Genomic DNA, 19,776 nt, shown 5'->3' with positions numbered 1-19,776 from the left:
TTGTATAGCGTGAAAATTTATTGATTGAGAGGGAAACATGGCTGAAGTAATCATTGCGGGAGTAAACGGCGAGGCTTCTTTGATTCGCGGAGAAACCGGTGAGCAGGTCAATGTTACTGTCGGTATGACGGTGGCAGAGGGCGACGTATTGAACATATCACCTGATGGATTTGTTACCGTAAGTGTAGATGGAGAACTTCGCACACTTCCAGCCGGACAAAGTGTTACTTTCCCGCTGCAATTAGACTTTACCGAAAACAATTCTGACGATGAATTTGCTGTTTTTGATGAAAGTGTCGATGAGCTAACAGCATTACTTGACGGTGTTGACGGCGTTGATGGCAACAACCAAGAAGGTGACGCTGACTTTCTTGATGTGCTTGCTGGTGACGGAGACATTTTAGAATCGTTAGAAGCAACCGCAGCGGGCCTAGATGGCGGTGCTGGTACTGACGGCGGTAGTAATTTTGTGCGCGTTGATCGCATAAATGAAGAAGTCGATCCAGTGGGTTTCCAGTTCGATCAAAGTGCAAATGGCAACGACGATGTTACGCCAGTTGAGTTTTCTGGAACAGGCGAGCAAGCACAAGACATTTCACTTACCCTAGATGCGATTGGCTTAACAAGCGACACCACGCCAACACTATCAGGCATTACTTCAGCAATTCCAGGCAGTACAGTTACACTAACCGTTACCGATAGTGAGGGAAACACTCAGGTTGTTACCGCCATAGTACAAGACGACGGTACGTTCAGTGTAGACGTACCAAATGCACTGGCTGATGGTGAGTTCACGGTAGATGCTACCGTGTTAGAACCAACAGGTAATACTGCTGATAGTTCTACCACCGGTGAAATTGACGCTACCGCTCCAACCATTACCATTAATGCGCCGGGTTCTGATAACGACACCACGCCTACCCTTTCAGGTACAACCGATGCCACTCCTGGCAGCACAGTTACGCTAACCATTACCGACAGTGCAGGCAATACTCAAACCGTGACTGCCATTGTGCAAGCCGATGGCACCTACAGCGTTGATGTACCTGCTGAATTAGCTGAAGGTGAATTTACCGTTAACGCCAGCGTGACCGATGAAGCAGGCAATACAGCAACCGCTGATACTACAGGGGAAATTGATACTACCGCCCCAACCATTACCATTAATGCGCCAGGTTCTGATAACGACACCACACCCACCCTGTCAGGTACCACTGATGCCACTCCTGGCAGCACAGTTACGCTGACCATTACCGATAGCGCTGGCGTTACTCAAACTGTGACAACCATTGTGCAAGCAGACGGCACTTATAGCGTTGATGTACCTGCTGAATTAGCTGAAGGTGAATTTACCGTTAACGCCAGCGTGACCGATGAAGCAGGCAATACAGCAACCGCTGATACTACAGGGGAAATTGATACTACCGCCCCAACCATTACCATTAATGCGCCAGGTTCTGATAACGACACCACACCCACCCTGTCAGGTACCACTGATGCCACTCCTGGCAGCACAGTTACGCTGACCATTACCGATAGCGCAGGCGTTACTCAAACTGTGACAACCATTGTGCAAGCAGACGGCACTTATAGCGTTGATGTGCCTGCCGAATTGGCGGAAGGCGAGTTTACCGTTAACGCCAGCGTGACCGATGAAGCAGGCAATACAGCAACCGCTGATACTACAGGGGAAATTGATACTACCGCCCCAACCATTACCATTAATGCGCCAGGTTCTGATAACGACACCACACCCACCCTGTCAGGTACCACTGATGCCACTCCTGGCAGCACAGTTACGCTGACCATTACCGATAGCGCAGGCGTTACTCAAACTGTGACAACCATTGTGCAAGCAGACGGCACTTATAGCGTTGATGTGCCTGCCGAATTGGCGGAAGGCGAGTTTACCGTTAACGCCAGCGTTACTGATGAAGCTGGCAATACAGCAACCGCTGATACCACAGGTGAAATTGATACCACCGCCCCAACAATCACCATTAATGCGCCAGGTTCTGATAACGACACCACGCCTACTCTTTCAGGTACCACTGATGCCGCACCGGGCAGTACAGTTACGTTAACCGTTACCGATAGCGCGGGCAACACGCAAACAGTAACTGCCATTGTGCAGGCTGACGGCACCTATAGCGTTGATGTGCCCGCTGAATTGGCCGAAGGTGAATTTACCGTTAACGCCAGCGTGACTGATGAGGCTGGCAATACAGCAACCGCTGATACCACAGGGGAAATTGATACTACAGCGCCATCAATTACAATCGACGCTATAGCTACTGACAATGACACCACACCTACCCTTACAGGTACCACTGATGCCGCCCCTGGCAGCACAGTAACATTAACCATCACCGACAGCGCGGGCGTTACGCAAACCGTGACTGCCATTGTGCAGGCTGACGGCACTTACAGCGCTGACGTACCGGCTGAATTGGCGGAAGGTGAATTTACGGTCAATGCTAGCGTGACTGATGAGGCTGGCAATACAGCAACCGCTGATACCACAGGGGAAATTGATACTACTGCGCCATCAATTACTATTGACGCGATAGCGACTGACAACGACACCACGCCTACCCTTACAGGTACCACTGATGCCGCTCCTGGCAGCACGGTTACGTTAACCATTACCGATAGCGCAGGTAACACACAAACTGTAACCGCCATTGTGCAGGCTGACGGCACATACACTGCAGACGTACTGGCTGAACTAGCTGAAGGTGAATTTACGGTTAACGCAAGCGTTACCGACGAAGCGGGCAATACGGCAAGTGCTGACGCTCAGGGTGCTATCGACGTGACGGCCCCAACCATCGCATTAAACGACCCAGGAATAAATGGCGATGCTACACCCACACTTTCGGGATTAACAGATGCCGTGCCCGGAAGCACGATAACCCTTACCGTTACCGATAGTGCTGGCGTTACTCAAACCTTTACCACTACTGTGCTTGCCGATGGTACCTTTACCGTTGAAGTTCCAAATGCGGTGGCTGAGGGTACATACAGCGTAACTGCCGAGGTGACAGATGGTGCGGGCAACACCGCACAAGCAACAGCAAGCGGCGATTACGATTCTACGAGTCCTTCGACGACCGTAAATCAACCTGCGCCAACGAACGATACTACGCCAAACGTTTCTGGTGAAACCGATGCCCCTCCAGGCAGTGAAGTCGTCATTGTTGTTACAGATAGCGAGGGTAACGAGCAAACAATCGTTACTACAGTGGGCGCTGACGGCACATTCAACGAAGATGTGCCAGCGGAGCTTAGCGAAGGTGAGTACACGGTAGATGTTACTGTAACAACACCAGCAGGCAACAGTTCTACCACAACAGTGACTGGCGAAATTGACACCACGGCGCCGATAATCAATCTTGATCCTCTTGGCTCAACCAATGATGACACGCCGGTGATAAATGGCGACACCGACGCAGAACCGGGTGCGATAGTCACGTTAGAAATTGTGCATTCAGACGGCACTACGCAAACCATAACTGCAACAGTGCAAGAAGACGGTAGCTTCAGCGCTGAAGTCCCGCAAGCGCTCGCAAATGGCGACTTCACGGTAACCGCTACTGTGTCTGATGTGGCGGGCAATACCGCTTCAACCTCCATCGATGCGGTTATTAATACCCAAGGCCCTAATGTTGTTATTGAAACCGGCTCTCCTACCAACGGTAGTGAAGGCATAGGGGGTTCATCAGACGCCCCTAATTCAGAGGTTGTGGTTGTTATCACCGATAGCGACGGCAACAGCCAGACAATAACGGGGACAACCGATGAGAATGGCAACTTCAATGTAGCATTCCCTCCTGGCTCTGAAGAGGGCGAATACGAGATTGAAGTGACGGTGACAGACGAAAATGGCAATAGCTCTACCGCCACGGCCACTACTGTACTTGATACCACCCCACCAATTGTGAATATCGACCCGCAAACGGATACTAACGACACAACACCGACTATCTCAGGTAATACAGATTTACCCGCAGGTAGCGAGGTCGTTATTACTGTCACTGATAGTCAGGGTAATACGCAGACCTTTACCGCCGTTGTTGATGAAAATGGTAATTTCAGCGCCGATGTCGAAGACGCGCTAGCAGAGGGCAACTATGAGGTTTCTGTCGAAGCAACTGATGCAGCGGGTAATACAACTACAGCTGTCGACAACAGTGGCAACATAGACACTACCGCACCAGCGCTTTCTTTAGACCCACAAACTGACGGCAGCGACACCACGCCAACAATTTCTGGCTCTACCGATTTACCACCTGGTTCAACAGTAACCATTGCGGTGACCGACAGCGCGGGCAACACACAAACTATCGATGCCATCGTTGATGAGAACGGTGATTTTAGCGTCGACGTGCAAACGCCGCTGACTGAGGGTGAATATACTGTAGAGGCCAGTGCTACAGACGAGGCAGGCAACACAACGACAGTCATTGAAAATGGCGGTAACATTGATACGCAAGCCCCCACCATTTCACTAGAGCCACTTGGCACAGGTAACGACACGACACCGTCAATTAGCGGTTCTACAAACTTGGAAGCGGGCAGCACGGTCACACTTACCGTTACCGATAGTGCTGGAAACAGCCAAACCTTTACTGCCACAGTAGACGCGAACGGCGAATTTAACGCAGACGTGCCTGCTGAACTCGCTGACGGCAACTACACTGTTGAAGCAACAGCCACCGATGCTGCGGGAAATAGTGCTTCAACGTCACAGACTGGCACAGTGGACAGCAATGCGCCAAGCTTAACCCTTGACCCACTGGGTGATGACAACGACACCACGCCTACTATCTCAGGTACTACCGATTTACCCGCTGGCAGCACTGTTACACTCTCTGTTACCGATGCGCTTGGCAATACGCAAACATTTACGGCAACGGTAGATGGTTCTGGTAATTTCAGTGCCGATGTGCCCAATCCATTAGCTGAAGGTGAATATAGCGTAACGGCTACAGCGACCGACGCCAACGGCAATACTGCAACGGCAACGGAAACTGGCGGTAATATCGATATTACATCGCCGCTGGTTAATCTAGATGCTCAAGGCAGTACTAATGATAATACGCCAACCATCTCAGGTAACACAGACCAGGCACCGGGTAGCAGTGTATCAATCACGGTTACAGACAGTGCAGGCAATACGCAAACCTTTGATGCTATCGTCGAAAATGACGGTACTTTCTCTGTTGACGTGCCGGCAGAGCTTGCCGACGGCAACTTTACCGTTACCGCGACGGTCACTGACGATGCGGGCAACCAAGACTCTGCATCGACACAGGGCAATATTGATACCGCGGCACCAACGCTATCGCTTGACCCACAAGACATTGGCAACGACACCACGCCACTTATTAGTGGCACGACAGATTTGCCACAAGGTAGCACGGTAACACTCGTCGTCACTGATAGCCTAGGTAATCAGCAAACCATTGAAGCCGTTGTAGATGAAAACGGAAACTTTAGCGCTGAAGTACCTAGCGCATTAGCAGAAGGTAACTACTCCGTTACAGCAACCGCTGTCGATGAAAATGGTAATACCGCTAGCGTGACAGAAAACGGCGGTATTGTAGATACAACCGCACCATCGCTTTCCCTCGACGCTGTGGGTTCTGGCAACGATTCCACACCCACTTTATCGGGCAGTACTGATCTGCCTGAAGGAAGTGTTGTTTCGCTAACAGTCGTAGATAGCGCAGGTAACACGCAAACCATCAACACCTTAGTCGATGCTAACGGTAATTTCTCTGTTGACGTACCTCAAGAACTGGCTGATGGAGACTATACGGTTACTGCCACGGCAGAAGACGAAGCAGGCAATGACGTTACAGACAACGCAACGGGTAACATTAATACTAATGCACCCACGTTAGTGCTAGATGGGCAAGGCGAGACGAATGACAGCACGCCCGTTATTTCAGGTACCACCAGCTTACCTGAAGGAAGTACGGTTACCTTAACCGTAACGGATAGCGCAGGGATCACGCAAACGATTACCGCGACAGTAGGCACTGACGGAACATTTAGTGCAGAAGTAACCACTCCACTCGCTGATGGCGCTTACACCGTTACCGCCAGCGCAACTGACGGCGATGGCAATACGACAACAGTAACCGACAATGGCGGCGTTGTAGATACCACCGCGCCTACGCTTACCCTAGAAAATCCTGGCAGCACGGGTGACACCACACCTACACTTTCAGGCACCACTGACCTTCCTGAAGGAAGCACGGTTACGCTTGTCATTACAGATAGCGCTGGAAACACGCAAACTATCAATGCCTTGGTCGATGCAAATGGTAGCTTCAGTGTAGATGTGCCAAACGCACTAGCTGACGGCGACTTTACTGTGACTGCGACTGCAACCGACAGTGCAGGCAATACCGCGAATGCCAATACAACAGGTAGTGTAGATAGCGAAGCGCCGCTGTTAACCCTTGATACACAAGTCGCTACCAGCGATGTTACCCCAACTATCACAGGTACTACCGACGTGGCACCTGGCACACTGGTTACCATTACTGTGGTAGATGCCAATGGTAACTCGCAAAGTTTCCAAGCAGCCGTGCAAGCAGACGGCACATTCAGTGCCGATGTGCCTAGCGCCTTGGCTGAAGGCGACTTTACCGTTACGGCAACAGTAAGCGATGCACAAGGCAACACCGCGACGGCAAACGAAACAAACGGAAGTATTGATACACAAGCGCCTATTGTTACCGTTAACCCGTTAGATTCAGGTAATGACACTACGCCGGTTATTTCAGGTAATACAGATTTACCTGAAGGTGCTGTCGTTGTGATCAACGTAACTGACAGCAATGGCGACACGCAAACCATTAACGCATTGGTTGATGCTGACGGCAACTTTGCAACAGAGGTATTGTCTCCACTACCTGAAGGAGACTACAGCGTCGAAGTTACTGCAACAGATGATGCAGGTAATTCAACAACCGCAACTGAGGACGGTGGCAATATTGACACCACCGCCCCTGTACTTACGCTAAATCCGCAGGGCACAGGCAACGATGAAACGCCTAACATATCGGGCAGCACTGATTTAGCGCCGGGAAGCACAGTCACGTTAACCGTCACAGATAGCGCGGGCAATACACAAACCTTTGACGCCATTGTGGACGCGAATGGTGACTTCAGCGCGGATGTTCCAAACGCTATACCGGATGGTAGCTACACGGTAACAGCAAGTGCCTCAGACGATGCAGGTAATACAACCACCACTTCTGATACCGGTACGTTAGATACCAGCGCCCCTGCGTTGACATTAGATGCGCAAGTTACGGTTAGCGATACTACACCAACCATTTCAGGTACGACTGACCTACCCGCGGGTTCAACCGTGACACTTTCCGTCACTGACAGTGCAGGCAACACCCAAACCTTTACTGCACTTGTTGATGCAAGCGGTAACTTTAGTGCTGATGTCCCCGCGCCTCTTGCCGAAGGTGATTACTCAGTAACCGCTACCGCTACAGACAGCAACGGAAATAGTGCCTCTGTCACCGACAATAACGGTATCGTCGATACCGTCCCCCCCGTTATTTCACTAGATGCGCTGGGTTCAAATAACGATACTACGCCTACCATTTCAGGCTCTACGGACTTAGCAGCAGGTGAGAGCGTAACGCTGTCGATCACCGACAGCGCTGGCAATACACAAACTGTGACCGCAACGGTTGATGCAAACGGCAACTTTACTGTGGATGTACCAGCTGCACTGGCCGAAGGTGACTATACGGTTACTGCAACGGCCACCGACGATGCTGGTAACAGTGCGTCAGCCAATGCAACAGGCACCATAGACACCACTGCGCCTACCCTAACCTTAGACGCCCAAGGTTTAGGCAATGATACAACGCCAACCATTTCGGGAAGTACAGATCTAGCAGAAGGTAGCGTGGTCTCCTTAGTTATCACAGATAGCGCGGGCAACATTCAAACAATTACAGCAACAGTTGATGCTGCAGGAAACTTTACGGTTGATGTGCCCGAGGACCTTGCTGAAGGCTCATACAGTGTTGAAGCTACCGCCACTGATGACGCAGGCAACAGCACGTCGGTTCTTGATAATTCAGGTGTTATCGACATCACGCCACCTGAGCTAACCCTTGACGAATTAACGCCAGAGAATAACCTTACGCCAACTATTTCCGGCACCACAAACCTTCCAGCTGGCGCCATTGTCACACTAACGGTGGTCGACAGTGCGGGTAACACGCAAACCTTTGCCGCAACGGTACAAACCGACGGCAGTTTTGCCGCCAACGTACCTTCACCACTAGCTGAAGGTGACTATACGGTTACCGCAACCGCTCAAGACGCGGCAGGTAACCAAGGTTCTGATTCTGAAACGGGTGGCAGCGTAGATACCACAGCGCCTATTATCACTCTGGATCCGCTTGGCACAGGAAACGATAACACACCAACTATTAGCGGTAGCACAGATTTGGATGCAGGCAGCACGGTGACTATTACAGTGACTGATAGCGCTGGCACTGTGCAGACGTTTACTGCAACGGTTGATGGTAACGGCGACTTCAGTGCAGATGTGCCTAATCCTATGGCAGACGGAAACTTCGACGTTACTGCAACGGCGACTGATGCTGCAGGCAATACTGCTACAGATACAGTGAGCGGCGACATAAACTCTGCCGCGCCTACCCTATCCCTTGATCCTCTTGGTTCGGGCAACGACACGACGCCGACCATTTCAGGTAATACCGACTTAGCGCCAGGTAGCACTGTAACGCTAACTGTGACTGACAGTGCTGGAAACACACAAACATTCAGTGCCGTAGTGCAAGGTGATGGAAGCTTTACGGCTGATGTTCCTGCAAGCTTACCTGAAGGTGACTATTCGGTTACTGCCACCGCCACAGACGGCGCTGGCAACAGTGCATCGGTAACCGAAAATGGCGGTAACATCGATACAACAGCCCCATCGATAACCATCGATACACAAGGGCTTGGCAATGATGCAACGCCGTCTATCTCTGGCACCACAGACCTCAATGCTGGCGACACAGTTAGCATAAGCGTGACAGACAACGCTGGAAATACCCAAACATTCACTGCAACCGTTCAAAACGATGGTACTTACAGTGCTGATGTTCCTGCCGATTTAGCTGAAGGCAGTTTCAGTGTGACTGTCACTGCGACTGACGATGCGGGTAATTCAGCAACGGCAATAGATAACAACGGAGTCATAGATACAGCAGCCCCCACCATAACGTTAGACGCACAAGGCCTAACCAACGACGCTACACCGACTATATCGGGAACCACCGACTTGGCTGCGGGCAACACTGTAAGCATTAGCGTGACTGACAGCCAAGGCAATACGCAAACTTTCGCTGCCACCGTTCAAGCGAACGGCAGCTTTAGCGCTGATGTGCCCCTTGACCTTGCAGAAGGCGATTACACCGTAGAAGTGACGGCGACTGATGATGCAGGTAATCAAAACACAGCGGTTGATAACAACGGTACAGTTGACACCACTCCACCTGTTATCAACATAGATCCAGTGGCCAGCGGCAATGACGCAACGCCAATTTTGAGCGGTACTACCGACTTGCCAGAGGGAGCAACAATTACACTGGTTGTCACCGATGCAGGCGGTAATGTACAGAACCTTACCGCTACGGTAAACGCGGATGGCACTTTCTCAGTTGAAGTACCCAGCGCGCTTGTTGATGGCGATTACGATGTAACAGCCAGTGCGAGCGACGCTGCGGGCAATAGCACGACTGTGTCGGATAGCGGCAATATTAATGCCAGCGCTCCGGAAATTACCCTAGATGCCCTTGGCCAGACAAACGACGCTACGCCTCTTATTTCAGGTACAACTAACGCGCCAGTTGGTGCCACCGTCACTTTAACAGTGACAGATAGTGCTGGAGCAGTTCAAACCTTTACCGCACCAGTACAAGGAGATGGCACCTTCAGCGCAAGCGTACCGTCAGACCTGGCCGAAGGTAGCTACACAGTTGTCGCAGAAGTGACTGACGGAGCCGGAAATACAGGCTCTGACTCTGAAACTGGCGGTGTGGTAGATACCACATCACCGGCTATTGATGTGGCAGATCCGGGTGTAGGCAATGATGCAACACCGACCATTAGCGGAACGACAGACCAGCCAGCCGGAAGCACGGTTTCAATTACCGTCACCGATAACGCTGGCAATATACAAACCTTATCAGCAACCGTGCAAAGCGACGGCTCTTTTAGCGTAGACGTTCCCACCACTTTGGCTGAGGGTAACTACACAGTTCAGGCTACCGTTGTTGATGAAGCTGGCAATACAGCGTCCGACGCTGAAACCGGCTTAATCGACACAATTTCACCTGTTATTACGCTGGACGAGCCAGGCACAGTTAGTGACTCAACCCCAACCATAAGCGGTACTGTAGATTTACCGCAAGGTTCTACAGTGCAAATAACTGTTGTTGATAGTGCGGGTAATACACAGGTGTTCTCTGCATTGGTTGGCGCGGGCGGCGTATTCTCTGCCGATGTACCAGCGGCGATGGCTGAAGGAAACTTCACTGTTTCAGCAACCGCCACCGATGAAGCAAACAACAGTACAACCGATAACGAAGCAGGCGTAGTTGATACTCTAGTACCTACACTTACTATAGATGTTGCCGATACCACTAACGACGCGACGCCACTCATTACCGGTACAACCGATGAACCTGCGGGCGCTGTGGTCACTATTTTGGTAACGGATAGCGCTGGTGCGACCCAGACCTTAAGCGCAGTGGTACAGGCTGATGGTTCTTTCTCTATCTCCCCAGGTACGGATTTAGCTGAAGGCGACTTCACGGTAAGCGCTACCATCAGTGATGAGGCAGGTAATACAGCAACAGCGAGTGATGCTGGAAACATAGACATTACAGCACCATCACTAACATTAACGCCACTTGAGGAAGGCAATGACACAACGCCTACCCTATCTGGTAGCACAAACCTTGCGCAGGGTAGTGAAGTTACGCTTGTGGTAACTGACAGCGCAGGAAATGTTCAAACCCTCACAGCTACAGTTGATGTAAATGGAAACTTTACAGTGGATGTGCCTGCGCCTTTAGCGGAAGGTGCATACAGTGTTGAAGCCACGGCGAGTGATGATGCGGGTAATAGCACTACCGTCGTAGACAACACAGGTGTTATTGATACGACAGCCCCTACTCTATCGTTAGATACACTAGCCCCAGACAGTGACACAACACCTACAATATCAGGGAATACTGACCTGCCTGCAGGCGCGACAGTAACGATTACTGTGACGGATAACTCAGGTGTAAGCCAAACCTTCGATGCAACCGTTCAGGGAGACGGCAGTTTCTCGGCCGATGTGCCAAGCCCCATGGCTGAAGGAGGGTATACCGTTACCGCCGTTGCCCAAGACCCAGCAGGCAATGAGACTACCGCCACTGAAACAAACGGTAGCGTAGACACTACCGCGCCGACGATCAACTTAGATGCACAAGGCACAGGTAATGATACTACGCCAACGATCACCGGTAGCACCGATTTAAGCCCAGGTAGTTCAGTGACCATAACCGTCACCGACAGCACAGGAGCAGAACAGACATTTACGGCTATTGTCGATAGCCTTGGTAATTTCAGCGCCGACGTGCCCAATGCAATGGCAGACGGAAACTTCGATGTTACTGCTACCGCCACTGATGCTGCTGGAAACTCGGCGTCTGATACTACCAGCGGCAATATCAATACAGCCGTGCCAAACCTAACCTTGGACTCGCTTGGTACAGGAAACGACACAACACCGACCATTTCCGGTACTACAGATATTGCACCAGGCAGCACCGTATCCATCAGCGTTACCGATAGTGCAGGAAACACCCAAACATTTGACGCCATTGTTCAAGCTAATGGCACCTTCTCTGTAGATGTGCCAGCAGCCTTATCTGAAGGTAATTATTCAGTCACCGCAAGTGCAACAGATGGCGCGGGTAATACGGCAACCGCAAACGAAAATGGCGGTGTTATCGATACTACTGCGCCAGCTGCGCCTTCTGTTGATGCAGGCAATGGTACCGAAATTACCGGCACAGCCGAAGCAGGCGCTGTCGTAAACGTAGACGTTGACGGTGATGGCACACCTGATTTCACAGTGATTGCTGATGGCGATGGTAACTGGTCAGTAACACCCACTACACCGCTAGCGGATGGCGTGGTTGTCACGGCAACAGCAACCGATGAAGCTGGCAATACGAGTAGTCCAGCGTCTGATACGGTAGACGCTGTTGCGCCAATCGTTGCCTTTAACGACCTAACGACTAACGATACCACGCCTGCACTTACCGGTTCGGTGGACGACCCAACCGCCATCGTGGTCGTTACCATTAACGGTACAGACTATACCGCGACAAACAATGGTGATGGCAGCTGGATACTGGCTAACGATATCGTTGCCGTGCTGGCTGAAGGTAGCTATACCGCTACGGTTACTGCTACTGATGCCGATGGTAACACCGGAACTAACTCTGGTACTGTGGTGATTGATACCACTGCTCCAGCAGCGCCTACCGTCGATGCAGGTAACGGCACTGAAATTACGGGTACTGCGGAAGCAGGGGCAACTATAAATGTGGACGTGGATGGCGACGGCACGCCAGACTTTACCGTCATCGCAGATGGCGATGGAAATTGGTCAGTAACACCCACTACACCACTGGCCGATGGCGTGGTTGTTACGGCAACGGCGGTTGATGAAGCTGGCAATGGCAGCGCACCAGCGTCAGATACAGTAGATGCTGTTGCGCCAGTCGTTGCAATCAATGACTTAACCACTAATGACGCTACACCAGAGCTAACCGGTACGGTTGACGATCCAAACGCTATCGTAGTAGTGACCATTGATGGTGTGGACTACACCGCAACTAACAATGGTGATGGAAGCTGGACCCTGGCTGACGATGCAGTGGCTGCACTTGCAGATGGTAGCTATACCGCTACCGTTACTGCCACGGATGCCGACGGCAATGTGGGCTCAAATTCAGGAACGGTAGTGATTGATACTACACCACCTGCCATACCTACTGTGGATGCGGGCAACGGCACAGAAATTACCGGTACCGCTGAAGCAGGCGCAACCGTAAATGTGGACGTGGATGGCGACGGCACGCCTGATTTCACCGTCATCGCTGATGGCGACGGTAATTGGAGCATTACGCCTGATACACCGCTTGCCGATGGCGTAATTGTGACCGTAACGGCAACTGACGCAGCGGGTAACATTAGCAACCCAGCCTCAGACACGGTTGACGCGGCTGCGCCAGTGGTTGCCTTTAACGATTTAACAACGAACGATACAACGCCGGCACTTACTGGTTCGGTTGACGACCCAACAGCCACGGTGGTTGTTACCATCAATGGAGCCGACTATACCGCCACCAATAACGGTGATGGCACGTGGACACTGGCTGACGATGCGGTGGCGGCACTTGCTGAAGGTAGCTATACCGCAACGGTTACTGCAACCGACCCAGAAGGTAATGTGGGTACGAATACTGGTACAGTGGTTATTGATACCACAGCACCAGCTGCGCCTACCGTTGAAGCGGGCAACGGCACTGAAATTACCGGCACAGCCGAAGCGGGCGCAACGGTAAATGTGGATGTAGACGGAGACGGCACGCCAGATTTCACCGTGATCGCTGATGGCGACGGCAATTGGAGCGTAACGCCAGATACACCATTAGCAGATGGAGTTGTAGTAACGGCAACGGCTACTGATGAAGCGGGCAACACCAGTGGGCCGGCATCTGACACGGTAGACGCCGTGGCACCTGTCGTAACCATCAATGATGTAACGACCAACGACACTACGCCTGCACTAACGGGTACGGTTGATGACCCAACGGCTACTGTAGTAGTCACCATTGACGGCAATGATTACACCGCTACCAACAATGGTGACGGCACATGGACGCTGGCCGATAATATCGTTGCCCTGCTTGCTGAAGGCAATTACACGGCTGTGGTTACCGCCACAGATGCGGTAAGCAATGTTGCAACTGACACTGGTACAGTCGTTATCGATACCACTATTGATGAAAACAATAATGGTCAAACAGTAACGTTCGACAGTATCTCAAACGACTCTGGCGTGTCTGACGACTTTATTACTAGCGATAGCACACTTATCTTTAATGGTACGGTGGATCTTGGTGATAATACTACCCTAACCGTTACCGTTGACGGTACGTCCTATGCTTTTGGCACCGATCCTGAACTTACCATTGATGGCAGCGGCAACTGGAGCCTGGATTTAACAGGCACACCGCTACCAGCAGGTACCTACGCGGTGGTGGCAACAGTCACCGACGACGCCGGCAACTCGGCAAGCACAGCAAGTCAGAATGTTATCGTACAGGCTCTCGATGCTATAAACGACGGTAACACCGTTGATATGGGCGAACCTGTGGTTACTGTAAATCCACCGGAAACCACCAGCGACGTGCAGGTGATAGGCTTAGCAGAGTCTACAGGAGGCGTTGATGCAAGCGCTTCCTTTACTGTTTCCCCTAACCATGTAGGTGAAGTGCTAGTAGAGGTTGACCAAATAGCACTGGTGGCTGTTGCCGATGCCTACATAGTCGAGGTGTATGACGAGAGCGGTCAGCTTGTTTACCAAGGAGTAAGCGCAGATTCACAACTTGCCGATGTCGGTGGATTAGACATTTTTGATGTTACCGGAGACGAGACCATTTCGTTCACGTTAGCAGGCCTTGATGCTGGCAACTACAGTGTGGTGGTCCGCAATGATGAGAACTTACTTGAAGACTTGTTAGACAACGACAACAGTAACGATGTTGACCTTGATGAGCTTGGTACAGCTGGCGTTGTACTTGGGCCAGACAATCAGGCGGTAGTTCTTGATACTATTGAAGCAACGTTAAATACCGGCGTTTTAGGTATTCCACTTGGTACGGTTGGCACCCAGGTAAGGGGAGTACTAGAGACACTTCTGGATACGACTACAGTCATCGGCGCAGGACAGCTTGTTAATTTACTTACCGCGCCTCTTGATTCAATTGGTTTAACTGGCTTCCTTGATGACATTCTAAGTGTCATTGCCGATGCATTGCTCAGCAATACATTAACCCTATTGCAAGACACCGATATCACCACCACATTAACCGAATACACCTATACAGGTGATTTGGTAGCCCAAGGCAACCTAATCGACGGTGATATTAGCGGCGTGGGTGCTGACACCATTTTAGACGGTGCGCAAGTGACGCTTGTTACCAACGCCTCTGGTGATAGCGTTGCTGTGCCTGCTACCGGTACCGTTACTATTCAAGGTAATTATGGCGTACTAGAAATTGCTGCAGACGGTACGTACACCTATACCGCCGATGTCGACCGCAGCGCAATTGGGCAAGATGAAGTGTTTAACTATACCTTATCAGATGGCGAAACCTCTGATATTGCGGCGCTTACCATCACTATATCTGGCAGCGACTTCCCGCCAGTAGTAGCCCAAACCGATAACAATGACATGGAGTTGGGCGCACAAACGGCCATTGTGAATGCGCCCGTTAGCGACAGTGACTTCCAAGTGCTTGGCTTAACCGAAGGCTCACCAGCAGCAGGCTCGCCAGAGGCTAGCACAACACTTACCGTTGGTGCTGGTTTCTTCGGCGAAGTGGTTGTAGAAGTTAGCCAAACCGCCTTAGTCGCCGTCGCTGATGCGTATCGTGTTGATATTATAGATGCCGATGGCAACGTGGTCGCCTCAGCTATGACGCCGGACAATCCGTTAATAGGTGATGTAGCTGGCGTAAACCTGATTGGAGTAACCGGTGACGATACACTAGTTGCGAAATTCTCTGGGCTACCTGCCGGAGATTACACCGTGGTTGTGCGCAATGATGAAAGTGCACTTGAGACACTATTCGATCAGAATAGCGATGGCTCGATTACGCTAACGGAGTTAGGTGATGGCGGAGTAGTTCTGGGTGAAGAGAACCAAGAGGTGGTGCTAACTGCTGTTGAGGACACACTAAATGGCACTAACGCGAGTATATTAAACGGGCTAGGTTTAGGTACGGTTGTGCGAAACCTTGTGCTTGAGCCAGCCTTAAGCACCGCAGACGCTATTGGCGCCGGCGATTTAGTGAGTACCATTACCACGGGACTTAATCTATTAGGGTTAGGTGCACTGGTAGATACCGTATTAGATGCTGTTGCAGCGGCACTGCTAAGCAATACACTTACCTTGCTTCAGTCTACCGATATAACTTCAACACTAACGGAGTATCAGTTTGAAGGTAGCACGACAACATCAGGTAATGTTATTGATGCCGCTAATACAGGCGATGTAGCCGATAGCATTGCCGAGGGCGGGGTAGTGACGCAAGTTAGCCATACCAATGGTGAGTCGGTGACTGTATTGGGCACTGGGCTATCGGGCATTACTATTGAAGGTGACTATGGCGACCTCACCATATTTGAAGACGGTAGCTACACCTATGTAGCCAACGGCGTGCGCGACGGCTTAGGCAGTACGGATAGTTTCAGCTATACCATTTCAGATGGCACCAATACGTCTACTGCAAACTTGAACTTCAATCTATCAGGGCAAGGCGTATCCGCAGACTCGGCACGTGCTGAATTGACCTATGATTTTGTTACAGACGCTGGTCTTGATGAACCTGGGGCACTATCTCACACTTATTTAGCAAGTATTTTTGGTGGCAGCTTTAGTGATACCAGCAGTACATTTGCTGTCGCTACAAATACAACTCAAGATATTACGTTAAACGTTGATAATGGCAGTTTGCTGTCACTGGTTTCAAGCCTTACTGTTACCGTAGAGAAGTTTGAAAACGGTGCATGGGAAGCGTACAGAGTGTTCCCTAATGGCGAGCTAGTTAGCTTATTAGGCATTGATGGCGATACCGTGCTTACCGTCAACGGATTAACTGAAGGTTTGTACCGTCTGTCGATGAGCGGTACAACTGGCGTTGGCGTAGCCGGAAGTATTAGTGTAGACCTGTCTTCTACCATCAACTATCTTGACCAGTTTGAAGTTAGCGGCGTACAAACCGCCACGGGCAACCTATTCGAAAACGATGTACTGTTTGGCCCAACATACGACGTAACGGTATCTACCGATGGAACTAACTTCCAAGACGCTTCAGGCGGCATTACGTTAGTGGGAGATTTCGGCACGCTACAAATTGACGAAACTGGCGCATACACTTATACCCCGGATAACACGCAAGCCGTGTTTGGTGGGACCTTAACGGATACCTTTACTTATCGTATCGAATATCCAGACGGTACTGTCGAACAGGCAGAGTTCAACGTGTTTGTAACAGCATCGGGTGAAGGTGTGCCTGAAGTCGTGACGACCACTTCATCTGAGTCTGTAAGTGCGTCAGATAGCAGCGGCACCGTTGTTACTGACGAGCCTACAGCACCTGATGTCATTGATCTAACAGGGCAAACGCTTCAAACAGTCGACCTGAATGCTGAAACTCGATTGGTAACGCCAGAAAACGAGGCGACTGCGCCGCTTATGAGCTCTGAGCCTGTCGAGAACATTGAACCTATAGAGACTACGCCAGACGTCATAACGCTTCCTGAAGAAGAGGTGAGCTCACTTGGAACAAATGTAGGCGATAGCTTTGGTGGAGGAGACACTATTGACTTGTCTGGCACTAAGATTGATACGGTTGATATTGGCGGCCCTATACCCACCGCGCCGGACCAGGGTACAAGCCCGCTTTCACCTGAGGCTTCGACGCCTGAAAGCACTCTGCCTGTCGACACCATCGCGCTACCAGAAGAAGGCGATATAGTCTCTGGGGGTCCGGTGACAGAGGTAACTGTTGACGTCGTCGATATTGATCTTCCGCCAGAAGAGTTGATTCTACCGTCAACAGAGCCTACTTCAGTCGATTCAAATAGTGAGGGCGCATCTCCTGATGCTAGTGGCGAACTCGTAGGCGATACGTCTAAAGAAGGTAGCGCTGATGTGACAACAGCTTCTCCGACAGAGTCTGAAGTACTGAAGACAGCGATAGATAAACTTCCACCAACGGATATCTAGTTAACTCATGAAGTCAGTCTTAAGCCCTCGTATTTAACGGGGGCTTTTTTATTGTGTGCCTAGTATCACAAGATATTTAACAAGACATTTTAGCCGCATAAGCGCAGCGTGATAAAACACTACACCTTGTTGATTAATCAAAGGGTTTCGTATTTTCTGGAACTACGTATAATAAAGTTTCCTATGCATTAGGTCCCCATAGTTTAATGGATAAAACAAGGCCCTCCTAAGGCTTAGATGTTGGTTCGATTCCAGCTGGGGACGCCATTTTAGCTGGCTTAAGCCCAAAATAGAGTAAACCTTCCTATACATTTCACTCCCCTATCATTATGTTTATTTCTTCTACTTTGGTTGTAATTTAATCGAATTGCGCAATACTCTTCTAAACAGGAGAGCACAATGACTTTCGATTCATCCCCCCAAGAAGAAACTGGCGATGATGTTGAAACACCGAGTGATTCAACATTTACCGAAGAGGAATGGTTTGCCATAGAGGCATTATCTGAGCCCGGTGCCATCTACTAACCGATGAAATTTCAAAATTAATCCCCACTTTTGTAGCCGTTGCCTGTTTTAAGCGTCGTCTTCCTGCGCGTTTAGCTTTCCAATAAGTACACTTCGCATAGACCATCAGGCAAAAAATAACGTATAAATAATGATGTAGTAGTTAATACGGGGAATAGTATGAGCCATTTTGAAAACGACGATATCGATTCGTTTTTTGCTGAAATGCAAGATGTAAAACCAATCGCTTCAGATGATAAGGCTGTATTACACGACCCTGAAAAGGCACTCGCCGAAAAGCAAAAAAGAGCAGCTTTGAAGGTAAGTGTTCGCGACAAGCTTGCTAACCCGTTAAGCATGGAAGGTGTGAAGCCGGTACCGCCTGATGATTTTATACATTTCCAGCAGCCAGGCATACAAGACGGTGTGTTTAAAAAACTGCGTCTTGGCAAATATCCGTTGGAAACCAATGTCACATTATCAGGAAAAAGCTTAGAACAAAGCCGCGACCTAATTTATAGCACCATTAAATCAAGCCACGAACGTGGGGTTCGCGCCCTGCTCATAAAACACGGAACGGGTGAAAAAAGTAAGCCATTTCCTGCGCTGAAAAAAAGCTACGTAAATCATTGGCTACGTGAACTTGATGAGGTGATTGCCTATCATACAGCACAGCCTATGCATGGCGGGTTTGGCGCCACCTATGTGTTGCTGAAAAAGCACCCTCAGCAAAAACTAATAAACAGAGAAAAAAATAAGAAAGGATAAAGTGAGAGACAAGTTTTGCGGACCACGGTAGAGCATTGGGTTCGTCTCGTTTTAAGCATTTTAATAGCCCCAATGATTAACGCCCGTAGCAGATACCTGCTACGGGCGTTAGAATTTTTCTTTCAGACTACTTAACTGAAGACAGCACACTTAGCGTTGTTGGAGCTTCGGCAGACTTCGCAGATGTGCTAAAAACAGCAGTTACGAACATCAGCACTACAGCTACAGCCACTCCGGTTAAGCCAAACCCTTTTGAAGAACGATTCATTGGTCGTCTCTTATTATTAAAACCAGTAAGCAATTGCTAAACACTGGTACAACCCTAACTCAACTCCTGTAACCTAATAGCATTCCTTGCTTGC

General features: G+C 50.2%; 4 protein-coding genes and 1 tRNA gene. 4 read left to right on the top strand and 1 reads right to left on the bottom strand.

From position 1 onward, the window contains the following. Positions 1 to 37 precede the first annotated feature (37 nt). From ACXAFM_RS13945 to smrA, 4 genes are all read left to right on the top strand, one after another. Positions 38 to 18,142 carry a BapA/Bap/LapF family large adhesin gene (locus ACXAFM_RS13945; RefSeq protein WP_474834936.1) on the top strand — a complete coding sequence of 6,035 codons (18,105 nt, stop codon included), beginning with the start codon at positions 38 to 40 and terminating at the stop codon, positions 18,140 to 18,142. Positions 18,143 to 18,334: 192 nt separating this feature from the next. Next, positions 18,335 to 18,409: transfer RNA gene (locus ACXAFM_RS13940), tRNA-Arg, on the top strand. A gap of 132 nt (positions 18,410 to 18,541) precedes the next feature. Next, complete coding sequence (locus ACXAFM_RS13935) at positions 18,542 to 18,667, top strand: hypothetical protein (RefSeq protein ID WP_461851407.1); 126 nt, start codon at positions 18,542 to 18,544, stop codon at positions 18,665 to 18,667. A 159-nt stretch (positions 18,668 to 18,826) separates the two neighbouring features. Continuing rightward, complete coding sequence (gene smrA / locus ACXAFM_RS13930; RefSeq protein ID WP_474830456.1) at positions 18,827 to 19,414, top strand: DNA endonuclease SmrA; 588 nt, start codon at positions 18,827 to 18,829, stop codon at positions 19,412 to 19,414. Positions 19,415 to 19,541: 127 nt separating this feature from the next. Here the strand turns inward: smrA and ACXAFM_RS13925 are convergent, their stop codons facing one another. Further along, the gene (locus ACXAFM_RS13925) at positions 19,542 to 19,682 is read right to left on the bottom strand and encodes a hypothetical protein (RefSeq protein WP_012517588.1); all 141 of its coding nucleotides are present in this window, start codon (positions 19,680 to 19,682) and stop codon (positions 19,542 to 19,544) included. Positions 19,683 to 19,776: the final 94 nt, after the last annotated feature.

It is taken from the genome of Alteromonas sp. ABD4_190, assembly GCF_056160105.1.
The sequence above is the reverse complement of the archived record's forward strand: the minus strand, read 5'-3'. Positions and strand labels throughout refer to the sequence as shown.